The sequence below is a fragment of the Thermogladius sp. 4427co genome (genome assembly GCF_051933805.1).
Classification (GTDB): Archaea; Thermoproteota; Thermoprotei_A; order Sulfolobales; family Desulfurococcaceae; genus Thermogladius.
Genome location: NZ_CP196893.1, coordinates 413078 through 433006, shown reverse-complemented (window position 1 = coordinate 433006; position 19929 = coordinate 413078). Strand labels below are relative to the sequence as shown.

General features: G+C 41.2%; 25 protein-coding genes. 3 read left to right on the top strand and 22 right to left on the bottom strand.

Going from position 1 to position 19929, the window contains the following annotated elements; all coding sequences use genetic code 11:
• The first annotated feature begins 139 nt into the window (after nt 1-139).
• A complete protein-coding gene (locus tag ACSU1N_RS02305; protein WP_440060007.1) occupies nt 140-859 on the top strand; it encodes an FkbM family methyltransferase in 720 nt (239 codons plus the stop codon).
• Here ACSU1N_RS02305 and ACSU1N_RS02300 read toward each other — a convergent pair.
• The 16 genes from ACSU1N_RS02300 to ACSU1N_RS02225 all read right to left on the bottom strand — a co-directional run bounded on the left by ACSU1N_RS02300 (nt 852) and on the right by ACSU1N_RS02225 (nt 14377).
• Nucleotides 852-1844, bottom strand: coding sequence for an FkbM family methyltransferase (locus ACSU1N_RS02300; RefSeq protein ID WP_440060006.1), 993 nt, complete (start codon nt 1842-1844; stop codon nt 852-854). The two genes, ACSU1N_RS02305 and ACSU1N_RS02300, sit on opposite strands and share 8 nt — an antisense overlap.
• Nucleotides 1845-2007: 163 nt before the next feature.
• A complete protein-coding gene (locus tag ACSU1N_RS02295) occupies nt 2008-2319 on the bottom strand; it encodes a hypothetical protein (RefSeq protein ID WP_440060005.1) in 312 nt (103 codons plus the stop codon).
• 508 nt (nt 2320-2827) lie between these two features.
• Entirely contained in the window at nt 2828-4006 is a 1179-nt protein-coding gene (locus ACSU1N_RS02290) for a glycosyltransferase family 4 protein (RefSeq protein ID WP_440060004.1), read from the bottom strand.
• Nucleotides 4007-4008: 2 nt separating this feature from the next.
• Nucleotides 4009-4239 carry a hypothetical protein gene (locus ACSU1N_RS02285; protein WP_440060003.1) on the bottom strand — a complete coding sequence of 77 codons (231 nt, stop codon included), beginning with the start codon at nt 4237-4239 and terminating at the stop codon, nt 4009-4011.
• A gap of 279 nt (nt 4240-4518) precedes the next feature.
• The gene (locus ACSU1N_RS02280) at nt 4519-5601 is read right to left on the bottom strand and encodes a glycosyltransferase (RefSeq protein ID WP_440060258.1); all 1083 of its coding nucleotides are present in this window, start codon (nt 5599-5601) and stop codon (nt 4519-4521) included.
• A 36-nt stretch (nt 5602-5637) separates the two neighbouring features.
• Nucleotides 5638-6387 (bottom strand): hypothetical protein, encoded by a 750-nt coding sequence (locus tag ACSU1N_RS02275; protein ID WP_440060002.1) that lies wholly within the window; start codon nt 6385-6387, stop codon nt 5638-5640.
• 1 nt (nt 6388) lies between these two features.
• Entirely contained in the window at nt 6389-8116 is a 1728-nt protein-coding gene (locus ACSU1N_RS02270; RefSeq protein ID WP_440060001.1) for a hypothetical protein, read from the bottom strand.
• An 85-nt stretch (nt 8117-8201) separates the two neighbouring features.
• Nucleotides 8202-8642: a hypothetical protein gene (locus ACSU1N_RS02265; RefSeq protein WP_440060000.1), complete on the bottom strand. Its 441-nt coding sequence runs from the start codon at nt 8640-8642 to the stop codon at nt 8202-8204.
• 252 nt (nt 8643-8894) lie between these two features.
• Nucleotides 8895-9095, bottom strand: coding sequence for a hypothetical protein (locus ACSU1N_RS02260; RefSeq protein WP_440059999.1), 201 nt, complete (start codon nt 9093-9095; stop codon nt 8895-8897).
• A gap of 376 nt (nt 9096-9471) precedes the next feature.
• Nucleotides 9472-10599, bottom strand: a complete 1128-nt coding sequence (locus tag ACSU1N_RS02255; RefSeq protein WP_440059998.1) for a glycosyltransferase family 4 protein — start codon at nt 10597-10599, stop codon at nt 9472-9474.
• Nucleotides 10596-11714, bottom strand: a complete 1119-nt coding sequence (locus tag ACSU1N_RS02250; RefSeq protein ID WP_440059997.1) for a glycosyltransferase family 4 protein — start codon at nt 11712-11714, stop codon at nt 10596-10598. The genes ACSU1N_RS02255 and ACSU1N_RS02250 overlap by 4 nt, the downstream gene beginning before the upstream one ends.
• The gene (locus tag ACSU1N_RS02245; RefSeq protein ID WP_440059996.1) at nt 11711-12091 is read right to left on the bottom strand and encodes an FkbM family methyltransferase; all 381 of its coding nucleotides are present in this window, start codon (nt 12089-12091) and stop codon (nt 11711-11713) included. The genes ACSU1N_RS02250 and ACSU1N_RS02245 overlap by 4 nt, the downstream gene beginning before the upstream one ends.
• Nucleotides 12082-12216: a hypothetical protein gene (locus tag ACSU1N_RS02240; RefSeq protein WP_440059995.1), complete on the bottom strand. Its 135-nt coding sequence runs from the start codon at nt 12214-12216 to the stop codon at nt 12082-12084. The genes ACSU1N_RS02245 and ACSU1N_RS02240 overlap by 10 nt, the downstream gene beginning before the upstream one ends.
• A 355-nt stretch (nt 12217-12571) precedes the next feature.
• On the bottom strand, nt 12572-13084 hold the full coding sequence (locus ACSU1N_RS02235; protein ID WP_440059994.1) for an FkbM family methyltransferase: 513 nt from the start codon (nt 13082-13084) through the stop codon (nt 12572-12574).
• 609 nt (nt 13085-13693) lie between these two features.
• Complete coding sequence (locus ACSU1N_RS02230) at nt 13694-14113, bottom strand: type II toxin-antitoxin system VapC family toxin (protein ID WP_440059993.1); 420 nt, start codon at nt 14111-14113, stop codon at nt 13694-13696.
• A gap of 15 nt (nt 14114-14128) precedes the next feature.
• Nucleotides 14129-14377 carry a hypothetical protein gene (locus ACSU1N_RS02225; protein WP_440059992.1) on the bottom strand — a complete coding sequence of 83 codons (249 nt, stop codon included), beginning with the start codon at nt 14375-14377 and terminating at the stop codon, nt 14129-14131.
• A gap of 177 nt (nt 14378-14554) precedes the next feature.
• Here ACSU1N_RS02225 and ACSU1N_RS02220 point away from each other — a divergent pair, with 177 nt between their 5' ends.
• Nucleotides 14555-14698, top strand: coding sequence for a hypothetical protein (locus ACSU1N_RS02220; protein ID WP_440059991.1), 144 nt, complete (start codon nt 14555-14557; stop codon nt 14696-14698).
• Nucleotides 14699-14715: 17 nt separating this feature from the next.
• On the opposite strand, the gene ACSU1N_RS02215 is transcribed toward ACSU1N_RS02220, so the two are convergent.
• From ACSU1N_RS02215 to ACSU1N_RS02200, 4 genes are all read right to left on the bottom strand, one after another.
• On the bottom strand, nt 14716-14970 hold the full coding sequence (locus ACSU1N_RS02215; protein WP_440059990.1) for a hypothetical protein: 255 nt from the start codon (nt 14968-14970) through the stop codon (nt 14716-14718).
• Nucleotides 14949-16052 carry a glycosyltransferase gene (locus tag ACSU1N_RS02210; protein ID WP_440059989.1) on the bottom strand — a complete coding sequence of 368 codons (1104 nt, stop codon included), beginning with the start codon at nt 16050-16052 and terminating at the stop codon, nt 14949-14951. The genes ACSU1N_RS02215 and ACSU1N_RS02210 overlap by 22 nt, the downstream gene beginning before the upstream one ends.
• A gap of 230 nt (nt 16053-16282) precedes the next feature.
• Nucleotides 16283-16711 (bottom strand): hypothetical protein, encoded by a 429-nt coding sequence (locus ACSU1N_RS02205; protein ID WP_440059988.1) that lies wholly within the window; start codon nt 16709-16711, stop codon nt 16283-16285.
• Nucleotides 16712-16765: 54 nt separating this feature from the next.
• The gene (locus ACSU1N_RS02200) at nt 16766-17218 is read right to left on the bottom strand and encodes a hypothetical protein (RefSeq protein WP_440059987.1); all 453 of its coding nucleotides are present in this window, start codon (nt 17216-17218) and stop codon (nt 16766-16768) included.
• Nucleotides 17219-17352: 134 nt separating this feature from the next.
• On the opposite strand from ACSU1N_RS02200, the gene ACSU1N_RS02195 reads away from it, so the two are divergent.
• Complete coding sequence (locus tag ACSU1N_RS02195; RefSeq protein WP_440059986.1) at nt 17353-18372, top strand: NOG1 family protein; 1020 nt, start codon at nt 17353-17355, stop codon at nt 18370-18372.
• Here ACSU1N_RS02195 and rtcA read toward each other — a convergent pair.
• Both rtcA and ACSU1N_RS02185 read right to left on the bottom strand, forming a co-directional pair.
• The gene (gene rtcA, locus ACSU1N_RS02190) at nt 18347-19453 is read right to left on the bottom strand and encodes an RNA 3'-terminal phosphate cyclase (RefSeq protein ID WP_440059985.1); all 1107 of its coding nucleotides are present in this window, start codon (nt 19451-19453) and stop codon (nt 18347-18349) included. The genes ACSU1N_RS02195 and rtcA overlap by 26 nt on opposite strands.
• Nucleotides 19407-19928 carry a nicotinamide-nucleotide adenylyltransferase gene (locus ACSU1N_RS02185; protein WP_440059984.1) on the bottom strand — a complete coding sequence of 174 codons (522 nt, stop codon included), beginning with the start codon at nt 19926-19928 and terminating at the stop codon, nt 19407-19409. The genes rtcA and ACSU1N_RS02185 overlap by 47 nt, the downstream gene beginning before the upstream one ends.
• Nucleotide 19929: the final 1 nt, after the last annotated feature.

Sequence of the window (19929 nt, the reverse complement as noted above, 5' to 3'; positions counted from 1 at the left end):
AGGGAAATTTATGCCTAGTTTTATTATTTTTGCCAGAAGCATTTTAAGAGACCTCACTTCACTAATCAACGGAAACTTATTAAAGTTTAAAATCTCGTTAATTACTCCATGGATTAAATACGAGTTGGTTAATCATCCAGTGGTCAAACTACATTTTGGTGTCAAGATATATGTAAACAACCTAGATACTATATTTATAAATATTCCTGATATGTTTGAGAGAAGAGAGTATATGCTTCATCCTGATTTCATACCACGTAAGGGTAACGTGGTTATTGATGTTGGCGCCTATATAGGTGTGTATTCATTGGTTGCCTCGAAACTTGTTGATGACGGTTTTGTTATTGCTTTCGAGCCGAATCCTGAATCGTTTTACTGGCTCGTAAATAACATTAGATTAAATAAAGTGAAAAATATCAAGGCGTTGCCATATGCGCTTGGGAACTCAATAGGCTTTGCTAGACTATATATGCCAAAAGCTAATATCGAGGCGTCATCTCTTATTAAAGATCATCTGCTTAAAAATCCTGTGGGCGATCTAGGGGTGCTCAAATACTTTGATGTACCGCTAGTGACGCTAGACTACATACTGAGTAATTCTAGTAGATTTATTGGTAGAAAAATCGATAGTGTTGATATCGCTAAGATCGATGTTGAAGGCTATGAGCTGAAAGTTCTTGAGGGCTCAAAGAATATCTTAAGTAGAGGAGTCATAGATAAACTAGTGATTGAAGTACACATAGATCAAGTGAAAACCACTGATTTACTGAGTTTCCTCAGAGACTACGGCTACAGATTAGCTAGAATTAAGCATTTTGACCATGTGAAAGATGTAGCGTATTTTAAGCTCATTAAGTAGTCTTTGTACAATGAAGCATTCCTAGCATATTTCTAGGCTTATCTCTATATAGTTCCTCTTTCACAAAGTTGCATCTAAAATCTTTGCTAAGTATAGAAATTAATTCATAGATACTTCGCTTAGTAATATATGAATGGTACTCAAAGATTATTTGATTGAATTCTTTAACTATGTTATAATCATTTAAAACGATATCGAATTCGCAACCTTCGCAATCCATTTTAAGCACTGTAGGTTTCTCAGGCAAAGATTTGTATAACTCACTGAGTGTTACTGCATTAATATATTCATAACTCTGAGCCCGTGAAGACTGCAGCATTTCACTAATAGAACCTCCTCTCACGTAAGCGCTCACACTACGGGGTATTTTTATCCTACGCTCGCTATAACTGATTGTTACCTTCATGGGGATCACTTTATCCGATAAGTTGTTTAATGTTATGTTTTGAAGCATTTCATTGTAATTGATAGGCAGCGGTTCAACAGCGTAGACACGTTTCGCGCCTCTCGTTATGAACCAGATTGCTGTATCCCCGATAAACGCGCCAATATCTAGTACTATCTTACTATCGACATTAACACTATCATATTGACCTAGATCAAATGTCTCTATAATTGGCCAATGCATATGCTTAAATTTAACACTACCTTTAAACCAGTATCTACCTTTAAAATCATAGCCCCAACCACTTATTAAAGCATATTCAATACCTGTGCCAAGCATAAACTCTTCAATAGGTACCAGAAATCCTCTAACACTTCTTAAGGCCCTTCTTTTACAGTCTATGCCATTAATGATGCCCTGAGAATATAATCTAATTATATAACCAACTAGGCGAAAATTTGTATCAAGCGTTTGTTCGTCTAAACATTTAATGTGAGTAATGCTATTTCTAAGCAAGTTGTGTCTAAATAGAAAGTATTTAAAGATTACACTATAATAGTTTTTAAATAATGGTCTGGATTTGGCCACTTTAAAAACCATTTTAATGATGTCTAACATCATTAAAACCTGATTACAGTTCTTTTAAACTTAGCAGATAATTAATGACTGTCTTAGGAATACGTAGACATCTTCTAAAATCATATCTACATAGATTTTGTAAATCATCAAGTGTAAGAGATTTCAATGAGATCAGCCCTGTATTCTATAATACTAACTTAGCCTCAGACCGAAAATATTTAATTACATTTCTCAGCCTGTTCTCGGATCTTAACATGTTTACTATAAGTTCGTGATCTTTGATAGCTCTAGCGTAGTTCTTAAGCACACGTAATTTCCCGGATCTTGTGAAAGCTATTGAAGAACTACTATGAATTCTGTATCTGGTTAATCTCAGAGGAGTATGGTATAAGAAACCGCACTCACTAGCCGCAGCAGGTATAAATGTTTCGACACTTATGCTTATTTTCTTTAAATCATTAATTCTCTCCTTGATACAATCAGATCTAATACTCATTAAACTAACAGTTGATATAATATCTCTAAATTTAATGAGATATCCATCAGAATGTTTACTAAACGTGTCTACAATCACATCTTGTTTAGGCGTTATGCTTTCTAAGAACCTAATTATACCGAGGATCTCTAGAGGGCGAGAGTCTAAGAGAGTTTTCTCAATTATGAAGCTTCTAGCATTATGACCATAGCTTATCTTTGGATTTCTAAAAATCTTCTTAATTGTTTTCATCTTCTCTTTCTCAAAAACATCATCATCTTCTAAAAATACTATAATATCGCCCTTAGCCTCTTCTATAGCTGATGATATAAATTCACCATATTTGAGAGAGCTGCTCTCTATGCTAGTCCAACCATGCTTAATTATATAGTTATCTACTATTTCATCGTCGAAATTTTTAACTACTATAACTTGATCCGGGGTTCTACTTGGCTTACAAGACTTTTTAACGCGTCCATTAAGTACCGTTTCCTACTATACGCCACAACGATAACTGTTACTTTCATAGCTACACCTCTTTAATAGCTTTTTCAAATACGTCTACAACTTTCTCCCATGACCACTTCCTCGCAGTTTCTAAACCACCTTGGATCAGTCGCTCTCTAAGGCTCTGATCTGTCAATACTTGATACGCTGCATCGGTTAAAGCCTCTATATTGCCTGGTTCAACAATAATGCTATTGAAACCATTTATAGCATAGTCTCTATTACCCTTAGCATCAGTCATGACAACAGGAGTGCCGCAAGCCATTGCCTCAAGTGGTGGTAGCCCAAAGCCTTCGGCATATGATGTGAATAGAAATAAATCACTGTTCGAGTAAAGTTTGGCTAACTCGTCATCGTTTACACCGCTAAAGATTATATACGGAAACTCGGGTCTAACTCTTCTGAAAACTTTGTCCACAATATTTCTGTGGCCAACGAGCAAGCCCATTACTGGTATTCTCTTATTCAAACCATTAACTACCTTGATAGCTATATCATCGCCTTTAAACCATGCCCCTCTTAAAATAATCATAATAATATATTTATTCCCAGCATCGATAATTCTTTTCTTCCTCGGATAGAAGATTTCTGTATCCACACCAACACCGGATACATAGATCTTTGCTGTAGGATTGACTTCAAGAATTAAATCCCTAGTATAACTTGAATTAGCAATGAATATAAATGGTAGCATAAGTGTTAGCTTAAATAGTCTGAGACCATAGTCTCCATCAGCATATTCGACAAGCTCAGGAAAATCTTGCATGAAAAATAGTTTTTTTGAATCACCTCGAGTACCAAGCCATATAGATAGAGCGGTCGGATACCAAGTGGCTATATATACATCAGCTCCAGAGATGTTTTCAGCTAAGTATCTAATCAGGTCTAGATAAACTCCATACTTGTTAGCAATAAAAGATCCTAGATCCAATAACTTATAACGCTTTTTAACCCCGTGTTTAAGAACACTGTATAACGTTGTTAAAACGCTGGTTGAAGTACTAATTAACTTGTTCTTTTTTGCTATTTCGAAACCTTCGATATAATTGATAGGAACTTTAACATTGAACCAGGAATGATCACCACCCAATGCTACAATATCGACTTTGTATCCACGTTCGTAAAGCCTATTAGCAACTTCAAAAACAGCTCTATTACCACCAGCAAGACCTGTATTCCATGATACAAATCTAACCTTCATCCTTACATCCCCGTAGTTAACTCCTGTGGCATAATGGTTTTCTCTCTTCCCCCGAGTTTTATAGGTATAAGTGTTTTGAGTGCTTCGGGATAGATTACTTTTACATATGGTGCTTTATAGAAGCTTAGAGACGCGCCTAATAACGAAAGTGTTTTCACACCTAGTTTAATACCGTCGCTCATTGCCTTATACTTGTTCTTATCGGTAAGCTTGTAAATCTTTCTCTCTTGCATTAGTAGTTTTCGAATTAATGAATTACTATATCTAGTGCTAATAACTATACTAAGAGCTATGTGGGCTCTATAACCATAGTATTTAGATAGCTCACCGATTGTTTTTCCCGTGGTAATGTAAGCCGCATTCTACCGGTACATATTTAACTTTGTATCCTCTATTCCAAAGCAAAACCTAGACATGGTAGTCGAAGTATGGATGAGCCTCATTTAATATGGTTTTCTTAATTAACATTGTAGTATATAGAGATAGGTATAGCTTATGATATACCTATAACTCTAAAACAATTTTTCAATACATGCATCTATTCCTAGGCATCTTGAGATTACTAAGTAAAGGATTTTAGAGCCTCTTCTACCATATTTTAACAAGTATCTAAACATTAATATTAGCATAAGTTTATACTTCGCGTAGGGTTTTGAGCAAATATTTGTGCATCGAGATGTCTGCAATTTTTTTATTCGAGGTATTTTTCTTGACAACTTAATGCCTCTTATTATTCCGCTTATGAACCCTCTAATAACGTATTTGCTTGGTTTTAATAGGGATATTCCTATTGCTATAGGGAATATTAATAGCATTTTTGTAGTCCACATTCTATCATATAGTACTCTAACTGCTATTTCGCTAAGCCACCCCCAATACTCATAGATCGGATTATTCAATACCTTTACAGTGGCTGATCTATAGTGCCTTCCAACAATTAGGGGCAAATACATTAATTTGTAATTTAATAATTTTTGTAATCTAGTTCCCAGTTCGTAATCATCGCCGTACATAAAAAAGAATGGTATGAAAATTCCACTTATTCCGATAATTTTGCTAGCCTTCAACAAAGCATCAACTCTATATATAGAAAAGGCTCCATCGATATACCCTACATACATTGGCTCGTTACAAGCCGAGCTCGATGCCCCTTGACATCTAGTATATGTTCCGAGGAAGACATCCATAAAACATCCTGCACTATCTATTCTCCTGCCGTCCCATGTCAGAATTTTTCCTTGAACACCTGCAACATCTTTATTTTCCTCCAAAAATTTTATTAAAATCTCAAGGCTATGCGGCTCCACAGCCAAATCGTTATTTATGAGAACAACATACTTAGACTCCCTATTTCTGTAGAGGAAGGCAATATTGTTTGCTATAGCAAATCCATAGTTCTTAGATAGCCTAAGAAGTTTGAATTGAACATCCCTAGGAGCTTTCTCACTAACGACTTTACGTATGTACTCAAATGTTCCATCCGTAGACCCATTATCTACTATTATGATTTCAAGTGGTCTGTAGCTAACCTTCAGCAAATGATCTAGCGCTTCATCTAAGATATGTTTAATTTTCATGGAATTGAATGTGACCATTATCACTGTTACTAGAGGCTTGGTCATGATCACACACTACCCAACGCCATTGCTACTATTGGTTATATCGTTAAGTACATTGTTTAATATGGTGGCGTAGCCCTCTTTCGAGATGTTAAAGACCTTTATCTCTAGATTTATAGATTTCTCGACAAATTCTTTAGCGTAGTCAAACACTTTATTGTATGATATGGCATACTCAAGAAATGGAGGATAACCCCTTCTTCTAATACTTTGGATAAGCTCATTTGATGAGTTATGACAGAGATAATACGTCTTTATCCGGGTATGTTTTTTCACATGTAGAACTAGTTTGAGAGCTACATAAATTAAAAACTTGCCGCGTCCAACCCTATTTTTGCCAGAGTTTTGCCTTAGTTCGTTAATCAAAGCTAGGTAGGCTGCTATCGTGTGTATAGGCCCTTCGTCAACAACGATTACATCCTTTAGACGTAGTTTAAGCGGTAATATTACTTTAAGCAGGTAGATAGTAGAGAGGGAGAAGACCTCTAACATTATTAATACATTGATGATTCTTCTTAACAAGTATGAATTTAGGCTTAAAGGATGTATCCCCGTTTTCCTAAATAACTTTACAAAACTAGATGGAAACCTTACCCTCAGCAACAAATAGTTTAGGTAATAGACTAAAAAGTGAAAAGAGGATATATATGAATACTTGGCTTTAATTCCCATAGCGTTTAGATGTTTCAATAATATTTTGCTTAGAGTAGTTTTACCCGTTCCCATATGACCTGAGAGAATTATTATCATCCTGGTCTGCATATTAATCACTAAAGCTATCGAATTTTATTATATGGTACTCGCCCCAGATACCAACGATATCGTACTCTTTCGCATCAAGCATATTCTTATAAACACTTGCAAAATATCTGTCTATAAAGCGTTCTCCGAGATCATCGAATTTTATACCAATTAAAATCGAGCGCCTTTCTAATATGTTCGGGAAGTCTGTTAAACCATAATAAGTCAACGGCACGGCTAATCTCAGATCGGTGTACGCTGAGGGACCTCCCAGTGCTGATATATAGAACCACGTATCGTTATCTAAAAGGTAGAAAATCTGCCTAGAAATATCCCACTCAGTTCTCCCTGGCAATGGCATGTAATTATCCGCTATATATGTTCCAGAAAGTAAACATATCGCAGTTATAACTCCAATAATTACTAGAGCTGACAGTATAGCTCTTACTTTTTCCTTCTTTACTAAATAAGTATTTGACGCTAGGAATTTGACTCTCTCTTGATCCTGGTGAATTTCTGTAAGCAAATATCCTAGAGCTATCTCTGATAAAATAAATGCTACATAATAGTAACGTCTTGTGCTAGCAAATGCGGTAAATAAATAGAACGTTAATGCTGCAAATACTAAACTCCCAACTAACAGGCTACCGCCATCCAATTTCTGTGCTTGCTGTTTCGACATTAAAACCTTCATAAACTTAAATGCGGATAAAACTGTAGCTGCTATAAGTAGCGTTTCCGTATAAAGCGATGCACTAGGCATTTCCCCAAGCCACAATATACTTGATGTAATAGCTTCACCTGCCTTTTCTTCATGAAATAACAGATTCTTCAAGGCCGTTAGCAACGACAATATTGTGATTTTACCCCCTCCTATTAGCGTACTTAAGGATGCAGAGTAAAACCAATATGTTAAAGCGATAACATAGACTCCTAAGAATATGTGAGTAATGGTTTTACCAACTCTTAGCCTTTTATTTGTTGTATTAATTATAAAAAATGTTATCAGCAAATAGATCGATGTTATGATAAGAACTAGAGGTACTGTGACATGAGTGATAGTAGAAGCAACTACCGTGATCATGATCAATAGGAGACTGCTTGAAGCCGGCATGCGTTGCTTACTGTCGCTTAATGCTAAGAGAACAGCTAAGATCTCTGACAGGTAGATATATGAAAGCGACTGTGGAATAAAATTCAATATAGGCATTGCTATTTGTTGTAAAAATAAGGAGGTTAGTACTATACTCGTGCCAAGCATTTCTAGTTTTAGTCGTCTTATTATCATATAGAAAAGCATAAGAATCGTTATATTAAGTATAATAACAAGAATGGTGTTTCCTGTTTCCATATTTAAACGTGTTATCTCCTTGTATAGATAGTCTATATAGGAAACTACCCCGAATAATTGATAATAGGGGTTCTCGTAAATAGCGAATGAATAATCATAGCGTCCATATTTTTCGATAAGTGAAGCAAACCCCCAGAATCTCCCCTCATCGTATCCTATAGGTGAAAAACCGTATCTGGATAAAACCTGTATTGGCGAGGCTATAAATATTAAAGTCGTGACAAAGATAAAAACCTTTTTATTGTTTGATAGCAAGGCTAAGACTATGCCTACAGACGTAACAAGATTTGCGATCAATAGATTTATAGGCTTTAATATAAAAACCAATTTCAAAATAGCAATTAAAATAGCATAAATCGATACTCTAGGAATAGCAAAGTCAAATTTTACTTTATGCATGGAAATAAAGGTTAATACCAATATATTAGCTAAAGTCATTAATGCTATAACTAGAATATTAATAACAATCACCTAACTTCAATTGCTATATAGGTGTTTGTTCTACGAGGCTTACGAATACCTCGTGCATCCAGGCTTTGACAAGGTCTTGTGCTACTCTTAGCCAACGTTTTCCCAGGTCTCTGTGCTTTATCTTGCCCTTTAGAAGCCTCTTAGCCATCTCTAGCACGGCATCCTTAACAACTTCATTCACTGCTAGCCTAATCCGTTCCACGAGTTCCCAGCCGAAGTGAACTGCGTGGACCCTCAGGTAGCTTTTTGAAATTGGTACTAGAAGCCTTGGCGACATGTATATTACTGGTGCGTACTTGTAGTAGTTCTTCCAGCCGAGACCAACTCTCCTAATAGCGCCTCTAAGGGTGGCACCACGCTCTAGGAGGCTCTGGAGCTTAAGTATTTTAACTAGCGTCTCTCTAGATGGGCTTAGCCCAAACGCTCTGAGTAAAGCTTCCCTACGCTCCTCCAACCCTCTAGATACGTCTTGACGCGAATTGATGTCTCGTTTGCTCGTCTTCACTACACCCTTATTGAGTCTCTCACCACCCTTTAAAGCTGTGTAAGCATCCTAAACTTAAATTTATGTGATGCGGCTAGACGCAGGACTGATGCCGCGGTGAGAATCGTGTGAGCGTGATGTGAGGCGGATGCTCACGCTTTGCTCACCTCAATCACACTAGCCAATCATATGGTTAGCTAATTTGAGAGTGGTAGAGCTTCCTCAGGTACTCCTCCATAACACGCCCCCATGTGGGGTAGTAGCTCTATTCTCAACCAGTAGGTCGTCTGTAAACAGGCTACCGCTAGCGTTGAGGTTCTCGGCTATCTCCCTCGAAACAATCGCCGGCACTCCCATCGCCAGAGCCTCTGCTACGAATATACTGAAAGCCTCCCTACTACTAGGGTTTACAGCATATTTCATAATTAATCCATTGTATATTTATATGAGATCTGGAAGTATTTTAAAAAATGTAAGCGGTTTATGCTTATTGCCCATCATCAGCATCAAATTAGTAGTCATTACTAACTACTTAATAGGTTTTGTCGCAATTAAAATTATTTCAGCCATGCTTGGAACTACTTTCGGCACAATCATGTTGATATATGAAATTGGATCATGGTTATAGAAAGCTCCTTTCACATTGACGACTAAAAACCTAGCTCCCACCCTTCGGGCAACCTCTAGTAAAAGTGGTCCATCCCCTACACCAAGCTCGATGATATTCTTTATTCTGCGAGCATGCTTATCCAGTAAGTCAATAGTAATTTTTACTCGAGGGTTTTGCATAGATGGTACCTCAAGAAGTATATAGTACTAATAGCTTGCTTATTACTTCATCCCATACAACTACTTGTTTTTTACCTTCAAGACCAAGTTTCCTGCTCAATTTTTTATCCTGAGCAATTGCTATTATAGTTTCTGCGAGCGCTTTTGGATTTCTCGGCGGAACCAATAAACCGTTTACCATATGCTTTACTCTGTAGGGTATTTCTCCAACTGACGAGGCTATAACGGGTTTTCCTCTAGCCCATGCTTCGCTTACAACCAGCGAGTATACCTCAACATAGTCACAAATACTTGGAAGTACTAATGCTATCGAGGAATCAATAGCACCTATCTTTGTCTTTTCATTTACAAATCCTAGGAATAAAACATTTCCCTCTACCCCTAGTCTCTTAGCCAGCTCTCTATAGGGTCTTTGTTCTCCAGGACCAATTATAACTGCATAAAGTTCGGGATCCTCCTTGATGGCTATGGACATAGCTTTTATAAGTATGTCAACACCTTTGAGCTTGTGTAATCTCCCGATATAAACTATGAATGGTTTATGAAGACCGTATTTTCTTTGAAACTCCTCGGCCATGCTAGGAATCTCAAGAAGATTCTTATCTATTCCATCAGGCACGTAAAGTGCTCTCACATCGAACATTGTTTCTAGAATATTTATATCCCTTAAACTTTTAGCAAGCTTGATATCGCTTACACTAATAGCTTTCCTAACGCATAGTCTTCCATAGTATGAGGCTAAAGGTCTAATAAAGGGGTTTGGATAATTTCCAAATGCGTCTACAGCCATGAAATGCATAGCTGTTTTAACACCTAGCTTCTTAGCTTCCTCAACAATTTTTACTGCAAATAAGCTGTTTTGACTATGTCCATGAACAATATCCGCATCTCTTAAGATGTTCTTAGGTATTTCGAGAGGGTACGTAAGGTCTGGGGAGTATAATCTAAGTGACTTAACTCTATGGATGTAGACGCCGTTGATAACCTCTTCCCTAGGTCTATTCTCAGCACCATAGGTACTAGTGATTACATGTACTTCATGACCTAGTTTAGCCATACCCTCGGCTAAAGCCTTAACAACGTTTTCTATCCCACCTACAATAGGCCAATAATGATGGATTACATGGACTATTTTCATGTGGTTAGCCTCTTGTAAAGGTCTTCATATTTATATAGTATCTCGCTCCAGACATACTGTAATGCCCACTCTCTTGCCTGTATACTTAGCTTCCTCCATAGACTACAATCAGTTAACAGAGTGATTACGGCTTCTCCATACTTCTCGGGTTTTGGCTCAGCCCAAAGGCTTGCTATGCCTGGTGGTGCTACCTCTAACTGTCCTCCGTCTCCTGTTATTGTGCTTGGTGTTGCGTGTATGCCTGCCTCGAGTAGTGTTATTCCGAAGGGTTCGTAGGTTGATGGTAGTGCGTAGACCCTACTTCTCAGGTATAGCCTGTGCTTCTCCTCCTCCGTGACCACGCCTAGGTACCTAGCCCTTATTCCATGCCTGCCTGCGTAGTTCATTATCTGCCTTATTAGCCCCTCGTCTGGGCCCGCCAGTATTAATTCTGCATCCTTTACAACGCTGCTTACGTGCTTCATTGCCTTTATTAGAAGTTGTATGTTCTTGGCCCTGCTTATCCTACCTAAGTAGAGTATGGTGTTTTCCCTGTCGTTGTTTGTTTTGCAATGATCCTCTTCAATGCCGTTTGGCACCACTACCACCTTGTCCTCGCTTAGCCCGAGTTTTCTCGTTGCTATTTCCTTCTCGTGGTTTGTCAGTGCGATGTATATGTCGTAGTTGTGTAGAGCGTTTCTTAAGGTTTTGTCCACAAGCCTGTGGTATGTCCAGGTTATTAGGCCTAGTTGGTCTATCCCGTGGAATGGCGCATGTCCATGCAATATTGCTTTAAAGTTCAGCTCCTTCTTTAGTTTAGCTACTTGAAATACGTGGGGATGTCTCCAAACGTGAACATGAACAATATCTGGTTTAAGCTTTTTAAGCATGTCTGGAAGCTTGGGGCTGTAAGAGCCGTGACTCCATGTGAAGCTAGGTCTAAGCCTAATAACTTTAACACCATTAATCTCCTCCTCTATGGGTAAAGAACCTAAGCCTCCCCTCCTAAGCCTATTATACGTAATAACATAAACATCATGTCCTCTGCCAACCATGTACTCTGCAATTCTTCTAACAACCTCTTCAACACCGCCAACCACGGGATAGTAGAATGGGGCTATGTAGACGATTTTCATAGCGCTAACCCGTCTCTACTCCCAGGTATGAGTATGTGCATCTCTCCTACTTCTCTATATACCTCGTAGCCTATCTTAGATAGTGTTTCAATGGCTCTTCTCTCTTCTTCGTTATGCACTTCAAAGAATACTATGGGTTTGAATTTCTTGATTGTTTCTAATGCTCCTGCTATTATTGATGCTCCACGACCCTCAGCATCTAGTTTCACTATATCGACTCTATCAATACTTAGAGCTTTCACGAGATCGTCTAGTCTCGTAAATAGGATCCTTCTATTCTCTAAATAGGTCTCTACGTATTTATCTGAGAGGCCTATGTTGAGGCACAGGATTTTTCCTTCGAGCTTGTTTATCTTGACATTGTGTACTAGATACATGTATTCCGTGGGGAGGGCTCAACAGCTATGACGTAGGTATTCCTGTTAAGCTTTGCTGCGATAAGCGAGTAGTAACCATCGCTAGCAGCTCCAACATCTATGAAAACCTTGGCACGCTTAATCAACTTCCTGAAATACTCTCTCTACGGGGCTCTACTTATCCGAGCATAAGTGTGATGAGTCTAGCACCTGAGGCATAGCCACGCTTAGGTATAACAAATCTAAGCCCTGTGATAGATGGGATAGCAACATAGTCTAGAGGGATAAACGTGGCTAACAACGTAGATAAAGCCTTTAGAAAGAGATAGACTATGAATGAACCTCTATACACGAAGACTTTAGGAAATCTCATAGAGTAAACCATTATACATTACCATTAAGCCCAAGCCTAGCAAATCTCTCGACAGCACTCTTAACAACATACTCAACACCACCAATATATGTATAGTATCTCGGGGCAGTGAAGAGGATCTTCATGGTTTAACTCCTTTGACTATCGTGATGTGTGGTTTTGCTATTTGAGATGCGATAAGTCTGTAGGGCTATGATGGCTCCATAGCTCTTTGGTTTTGTCTTTAACCATGCAAGCGAAAGCTCTTTGCTGATGGGGTAAGCAAAGATGTATGTTTCGAATCCTTTATCTTTAAGAATCTTTACTATCGGTTCTATACTTCCATGAACTTCTAAAGGAATTATGTCTACGTTCTCTAGCTCTGCCTTACTTAACACCTTGTATTCAACACCTTCAATATCTATTTTAACAATTGTTCTACCCTCTGCGAGGTTTAGTATATCATCCATAGTTGCAGCTCTTACCCTTAATCCTCTACCGGATGTACTAATATGTACTCCCTCGCTCCAGTAGCTCATATCTAGATATATCTCTCCCTCTAGGTCCCAAACAGCTGTCTTGATTCTCAGGCTCTTCGCATTAATTATGTTGCCTAGAGCCTTGATATTATAAAGTTTTACAGCAATAGGATTTAGCTCCACAGCGATGATTAGCTGACCTGGGGAGGGTTCGGGTCTGGTGAATACTTGTAGCTACCTGTAAATACTTTTAATTATTTGCTTCATCCCCTCATCTCTTATTCCCCTGCTCCGTCTGGCTTCATCCTTCACGGCAGAGGCGCTTTGGGGTGACCCAGGCACCCCCGCATCCGCATCTCATATCATCCTCTTTTCTTGCTGCCTCCCCCTCTGGGATCCGCCGCTATCTCGGCGGATAAACCCCTTCACAGGTACAACAAAACACATTGTATAAGAGCCTAATATTCTTTAGAGCCTAGCAAAAGTATTTAGACAGCACATCAAATACTCGCAAATATTTACAGGTATTCAAAATTATTTAGAGCTGGTGGCGGCTTTAATAATGGATTCTACAGTGGAGGAGCATTGATGTGCTCCCAGATCAACTATTGTTCTAGCACCCTAATCTCTTCATCAGTGAAATAAACATTTGTAAACAGGTTTCCTCTAGAGCTCCGAAACCATCACTAAAGATCCTGAGCCTTAAACCGTCGATGGATATAGGTAGAGAGTCCGTGGAGAGTGTTCTCAATATAGACAGAAAATAGGGTCTTATAGGTGAGAGCATGGCGGTCATGGTGCAGTTATTATCTCAATACCCAGAGTTTTATTTACTACACTAGCTTTCTTGATAATATCATTATCCAATGTAGCGAATGCTTTACACCCAGTCTTAAAGCATGCTATTAGGTGTAGTAAGTCGAGTGTTTTAAGTTTTAGGATTGGAGCATACTTGACAGCTACCTCCATCAGCTCGTTAAAATCGACGCTAAGCATCTCAGCTCTAATTCTTCTTATCGAGTATATCGCGAGTTCGATGGGGTTTTCGAGCCCTGCTCGTGAGTAGACAGAGGCAAGCTCCACGAGAGTTAGCTTAGAGACACCTCTCTTACCACTAATACTGTTAACAATTCTCACCCCTCTATCGTGACTGGGATCAGCTTCATCAATGTAGGAGATGATTACACTTGTATCTATGTATGTTAGGCTCAAGTCTCTTTCACACCACTAACCCCTATCCTCCTCTAGGATCTTGCTTAGACCACCATGTTTTAGAGTATACCCCTGCTTCTCTAGCTCCTCAACCTTCCTGAATACATTCTCCCAAAACTCCACCTCTCCAACAACCTCACGCAACCCCTTCTCAATCATAATATTGAACGCATGAGACCTACTCCTAGCAATACCATAGCGCACCATCTTATCCGCGAGCTCTACAAGCTCCTTACGCACCTTTATCGATACCGTGACACTCACACTAGTACACCAGGTATATCTATGTATACCAGGGTTTATTAAATCTCCTCTGAGGAAGTCTACGGAAAGTGAATAACATTGAGTATCTTCGCGCTTCTCTTAAACACTTGAAGAGCCCGCCTCTCATCCTCGGTATATGATATGCTCCATTAGGGCTCCAAACAGGCATCTAATGACATGAATCAATTGATCTCCTCCTCTCTAGACTTATCAACACTGGGCTCACCGGCTAGAACAATTACATCGTGTCCAAGCCTAGCAAGCCTCTCGACAACACTCTTGATAACATACTCAACACTGCCTATATGGGGCAGTAGCTAGGTGTATAAAGAGTAGTTTCATCCCCATCTCTCTATGTGTGTTAATCTAGGCTCTCGCGATTTCTCTGCTACAACAACTATTAGCTGTCTTAGCGATGGCACTAGCTTCACCAGTGGATATGCCATTAGCCTCAGGATATTTGTTTTAGTTGGGTTTGTGAGAACAGCTTTAACCATTCTTAGATACTCGAAGACCTCGTTCTTCGACAAGCTTCTCAATACCTTATTGAAGCCTGGTTCTAGAGTGTGGCCTACTTTAATGTTTTCTCCCAAGCTAGTTCTCTCGTCCAGAGGTTTCTTACAGCGGCTGCTATCAGGTATAGCTGTGTAGCTATCCATGTCCTGTAGGGTTTGAATAATAGTAGGGCGAGTCCTAGGGTGAGTAGTAGTATTGCTAGGAGGCTGCCTGTAGCCGCTGAGGCTGCTAAGAGTATTGCTGCAGCTAATAGTATCCACGGGTTGAAGAGGTGGAGGTATGTTTCAGCGTATAATACTGTTTTAAACCTTTTAGGAGCCTTGTGCCTAGCCCTTAGTATCTTCCAGAAGTGTTGCACCAGGTGCTGTGCCCTCCTAATCCTCCATTTGTGGTAGCCTCTGGAAGGGACTAGCTCTAGACAGGCTATATCCCCGGGTATTATAGCCCTATAACCCATTAGAGCTATCCTGGTCGCAGTATAACTGTCGTCAGCCCCTATATCTGTAGGGAAACCTCCGATCTCCTCGAGCAGGCTCCTCCTGTAGGCAGCTAGCTCACCGTGGAAAACAGGGGTAGACCAGGCCTTGGACTCGCCTACTCTCATGATATTGTAGAAACCCCTATACCCTTCCTCGACACCGGCTAAACCGCTCGAAGCAGGGGTTTTAACACAGGATACTGCTCCTACAGTAGGGTTCGAGAACCAGCTGACAGCCTTGCTTAAGCAATCCCTCCCAACCCACTCGGAGTCAGCGTCTGTTACAACAATTATTTCACCACTACAGTACTTTAAAGCATTATTAAGAGCAAACCCCTTACCCCTCCTCTCCCCTTCTCTAACGATTCTTACAGCAATATCCGGGTGCCTCCTACACCACTCGGCAACCTTCTCTACAGTACCATCGGTACTAGCAGAGTCTACTACGATAACCTCCAGCAGATCCCTCGGGTAGTCCTGGCTGTAGATATTGTCTAGCCTCCTCTCGATCAGCCTGGCTTCATTATACGTTGGTACTATAACCGTTACCCTCGGCTTATATCCTGGTTCCAGCCCGATATCCCAGGGCCTCCTATAGTATTTTACAATGTAAGCATAGTATGCTAGAGGCACTGTGAAATGAGCTAGCGCAAGAGACAAGCCTATGAAATCTAACAGCATAAGCGTATGGTATAAGGCATATTACTTATCTTGCTCTAATACAAGCCTCTTTCTACCAGGTGCTACTCGATCGAATAAGAACCTCGTTTCTAGCAGACTCCGTAGGCCTGGTTTAAAGCAGTACACATACGTTGCCAGCCGAACGCCTCGCGAATAGTATTACTTGCTCCCAGGCGCCTAGAGTATACTAGCCTAGAACACAGCTAGTTGATCGCATCTTCCAGCGTAAGTCACCCGTAGAACCTGTAGTGGGTTGGTGTATTCAGGTAGAATATCCCCAGGGTTAGAACCCTTTTTAAATCGCCTAGAACTTGCTCTAAACCGTTTCTAATAGCCTGGATAAACCCGTAGAATAAAGCCCTCCCTCTCAGAGTGGAGAGCTCGATTTCTACGAATATATCGTAGAGGATTGATTTCAGAACCATAGATTTAACAACCCCCTGGAACCTCCTGAGGGCTAGGAGGAGGGCTCTGGATTCTACTCTAAGAGACCTCCAGGCAGCGGTTCTAATAGCCTTCCTAACATACTTCTCGACAACAAACCTGTCTACATGCCGGGGTAGGAGTACTCTAGCGATAAACCTTCTAGCTTTCGAAACGAGGTCTCTAACAGGAGTGCTATGGGCCTGGCTAGCGAGAGCCGATACTATAATCGTCAAGCCTAATCCCGTTGCAGGAGTAGAGATATTGTTTTGAAAATAAAAATCTTAGTTTTATACCTCCCGCTCGTAGGTCTCGCTTCTTCTAACTGGGAGGATATATTTTCGTGTAATGTATATAATTAGAATAAATATCGCTGAACCGACCGCAGATAGAACTATGTCTCGCGAGGAGCCGATTATAGAAGACCTTAAAACATCTCTCACGGTTATTATGAAACCTACCTCGCCTAGTGCCGCAATATACTCCTCAGGCCTCTTCCTAGCCACAAGCGCAGACCTGAGGATCTCGAGGAATACGAATACGAATACTATCTCGTTAGCAATATCCTGTAGGTGTGTTAGATCTAAATCTCTTAAACCAGCTAGAAGCATGTAGATATCGTGCCCGGTTACTATAATAGTTATAAAAGCGGATATGCTCGCGAAAACTATTACAAATATTATAATAGCATCGATCATTATCCTACCGGCATTATCGATGTTGAGAACCCTTTTACTCCGCATAAGTTGCCCGGATATATTTTAGCCCCATATTATTATAAACTTTCCCACGTACTACTAACCCTACCCTGTCAAGGCAGTATTCAAAACCCTGGTTCCATAATAGCAGTACGTGCTAGTGGCATGGGGTTGTGTTTTTGGCCGAGGATTTGAAGAAGGTCTATATCAGGACTTTCGAAGAAGTCTACCGTTTGGTAGATAGTAGGCTGCGTTCTATTAGACAAACGGGGGTGAAGGCTAGAAGCAGGGAGGTTGCACTGCGGAGGCTGCTTGCTACGAAGCTTACGACAGCATGCGATATTATTAGAGGAGAGCTTGAGAGAGTTGGGGAAGCTCTCAGGCTTATTGAAGGGTTAGGAGATTTCTACAGGGAGGTCTTCAGGCTTTACACAGGTATCGACACAGGGGAGGCGTATTCTAGGATTAGGAAGAGCTTGATTAATCTAGCAAGGATAGAATCCAGCTATTTAAGCGAGCTAGAGAAGGCTGCTGAGAGAGAGGCGGTAACCTCTCTGTTTAGAGAAGGGCTTGGTAGATGCCTCTCGGTCTACAAGAGGAATAACAAGATTATATCCAGAGTTAAGACGGGTGTAGCAGAGCTTTCTAAAATGCCTAGTGTCAGAGGGGATATGGTAGTCGTCATAGCCGGGATGCCCCAGGTGGGTAAATCCACCCTGCTAAGCAGGCTTACAAGGGCTAGGCCAGAGATAGGTACTTTCCCTTTCACGACGAAGACTATTATAGTAGGCCACCTAGGGTTAGACGAGGGGGTGATAGTACTAGTAGACACCCCGGGTATACTGGACAGGCCTGTGAGCGAGATGAACGAGATAGAGTTGAAAGCAGTCCTAGCTGTGAAACACCTTTCGAACGCAGTACTCTACGTTTTCGACGCGAACCCTAACGCCTACTACAGCCTAAGCCAGCAGATAGCAGTCTACGAATCAGTTAAGAGTATGCTAGGCGGCAAACCCATTATAGTAGCCTTGAATAAGATAGACACCCTGGGGGAGGGCGGGTTAGGAAGACTGCTCGAAGAGATAGGTAGCAAGATAGGTGTTAGGCCGATACCGGTCTCAGCACTGACTGGAGCAGGCCTAGAAGAGTTGAAGAAGGCGCTGGCAGACTTGTTCAGGGCTGGAAGGAGACTCCTCTAACGCTTATGATACCCGGTTCTCCTAGACCTCCCCTAACCCTGATCTCTGCCTCGGGGAAGAATATCTTAGACACCTCTATAGCTGTCAGAGTATGCAGTGTGATACTAGATACTCCTACTTCGCTCAAGCCTCCTGCTAGTACCAGGTAGGGTATGAGCATATCCCCCATATGCCTATCGAAGCACATGCCTTTGGAGACTTCTTCGACAAGTAGCTCAGCAACCTCGCTCCCAACTCTCTCAGCAGGCTTGCCTCTAGCCCCTAGCGAATCAGCGCCGATTCTGGTCCCGGATCTGGTATCGGCGTAGAGTACTATACCGCTCCCAGGCCCAAGATGGGGGTCTCTACCAGGCTCGTAGTACTCTAGGTCTATTACAGGCTCTATCCCAAGCCTCTCCCTGACTACTCTAGATGCGGAGGAAGCCTGTCTTTCTGCTACATGCTTAGGTAGTTTGACAGCGTGGCTCAAGCCCCTGACCCCGACTACCCCGCCGTGTTCTACAAGCCTGATACTCTTAAGCGGGCTGCTAACGCTCTTGACCCGGGCTACTACAAGACCTCCTCCCCGGGGGTAGTGGCCTCTCTTCTTGACTTCGATCGATAGCTCTACCCCTGTGAACCTTATGTTGTGTGCGAAAACGAACCTCATATAGTCTATTGGAGGACTCCACTCTACGTCGGTACCTCCTGTTATCTCGATTGTAGAATCCCTCTCGCTGAATATTAGTACGGGTAGGATCGCTTGAAGCACTAGGCTTACGCTACCAGCCGTCCCCACGTCGAGCCTTATATAACCGCCCGCCCTCTCCCTCGGTTCAAAATACAACTCCATACTACCTACTTCAGCGCCTTTAACGAAAGCCCTCGTGACCTCTTTGAGGGCTCTAACAGCTGTTAAATGCTGGGGTCTCAGACCCGGGTTGTCTCTCTTCGCTCTTATATTGAATATCCTCACAGGCTTTAGTGTGAGAGCTGAGAGAGCCAGGCTGTACCTTAGTATCTGCCCTCCTCCTTCCCCTATGCTACCGTCTATTTCAATAGGCTTCAACACGGCACAGCCTCCTAACTCTCTCCACACCATTAATCCTTTCGATAAACTCTGAGACAGCCTCGGGGACTAGCTGCTTCCACTCTAAGCCGTGGGCCATAAGCCTCCTCACTACAGTCCCTTTGTAATCACCCGGGTTGAAAAGAGGTATTTCAACTGTCTCAACCCTAATCCACTTGAATAATTCGAGCACCTGGGGGTTACCCGAGGCAACAGCGTCTACCCTGGGGGAGATGGATAGGGTGTAGGCTGTCCAGGCGGGGGGCATTCTAATATCGGGTAGCGGTATCAGCCAGACCCTGTCATCCAACCCTTCTAGCTTTGTAAAACCCCTTATCATCTCAAGCCTCTCGCCGCAGGTAAAAGGGTTTTCACATGTGAAACCCTCCTGGGCACTCCCAACTGCTACAACTACCTCGTCGAATCTCTCAAGAAGCCATTTGAGGGCGTAGGCGTGCCCTTTATGGAATGGCTGGAACCTCCCGGGAAATAACACTCTTCTAACCATA

What these genes read in the sequence shown, in the direction of transcription:
- ACSU1N_RS02300 (WP_440060006.1), bottom strand. Translation starts at nt 1,844, where the DNA reads ATGGTTTTTAAAGTGGCCAAATCCAGACCATTATTTAAAAACTATTAT.
- ACSU1N_RS02295 (WP_440060005.1), bottom strand. Translation starts at nt 2,319, where the DNA reads ATGAGTATTAGATCTGATTGTATCAAGGAGAGAATTAATGATTTAAAG.
- ACSU1N_RS02290 (WP_440060004.1), bottom strand. Translation starts at nt 4,006, where the DNA reads ATGAAGGTTAGATTTGTATCATGGAATACAGGTCTTGCTGGTGGTAAT.
- ACSU1N_RS02285 (WP_440060003.1), bottom strand. Translation starts at nt 4,239, where the DNA reads ATGCAAGAGAGAAAGATTTACAAGCTTACCGATAAGAACAAGTATAAG.
- ACSU1N_RS02280 (WP_440060258.1), bottom strand. Translation starts at nt 5,601, where the DNA reads ATGGTCACATTCAATTCCATGAAAATTAAACATATCTTAGATGAAGCG.
- ACSU1N_RS02275 (WP_440060002.1), bottom strand. Translation starts at nt 6,387, where the DNA reads ATGCAGACCAGGATGATAATAATTCTCTCAGGTCATATGGGAACGGGT.
- ACSU1N_RS02270 (WP_440060001.1), bottom strand. Translation starts at nt 8,116, where the DNA reads ATGCATAAAGTAAAATTTGACTTTGCTATTCCTAGAGTATCGATTTAT.
- ACSU1N_RS02260 (WP_440059999.1), bottom strand. Translation starts at nt 9,095, where the DNA reads ATGAAATATGCTGTAAACCCTAGTAGTAGGGAGGCTTTCAGTATATTC.
- ACSU1N_RS02255 (WP_440059998.1), bottom strand. Translation starts at nt 10,599, where the DNA reads ATGAAAATAGTCCATGTAATCCATCATTATTGGCCTATTGTAGGTGGG.
- ACSU1N_RS02250 (WP_440059997.1), bottom strand. Translation starts at nt 11,714, where the DNA reads ATGAAAATCGTCTACATAGCCCCATTCTACTATCCCGTGGTTGGCGGT.
- ACSU1N_RS02245 (WP_440059996.1), bottom strand. Translation starts at nt 12,091, where the DNA reads ATGTATCTAGTACACAATGTCAAGATAAACAAGCTCGAAGGAAAAATC.
- ACSU1N_RS02220 (WP_440059991.1), top strand. Translation starts at nt 14,555, where the DNA reads ATGAATCAATTGATCTCCTCCTCTCTAGACTTATCAACACTGGGCTCA.
- ACSU1N_RS02210 (WP_440059989.1), bottom strand. Translation starts at nt 16,052, where the DNA reads ATGCTGTTAGATTTCATAGGCTTGTCTCTTGCGCTAGCTCATTTCACA.
- ACSU1N_RS02200 (WP_440059987.1), bottom strand. Translation starts at nt 17,218, where the DNA reads ATGCGGAGTAAAAGGGTTCTCAACATCGATAATGCCGGTAGGATAATG.
- rtcA (WP_440059985.1), bottom strand. Translation starts at nt 19,453, where the DNA reads ATGGTGTGGAGAGAGTTAGGAGGCTGTGCCGTGTTGAAGCCTATTGAA.
- ACSU1N_RS02185 (WP_440059984.1), bottom strand. Translation starts at nt 19,928, where the DNA reads ATGGTTAGAAGAGTGTTATTTCCCGGGAGGTTCCAGCCATTCCATAAA.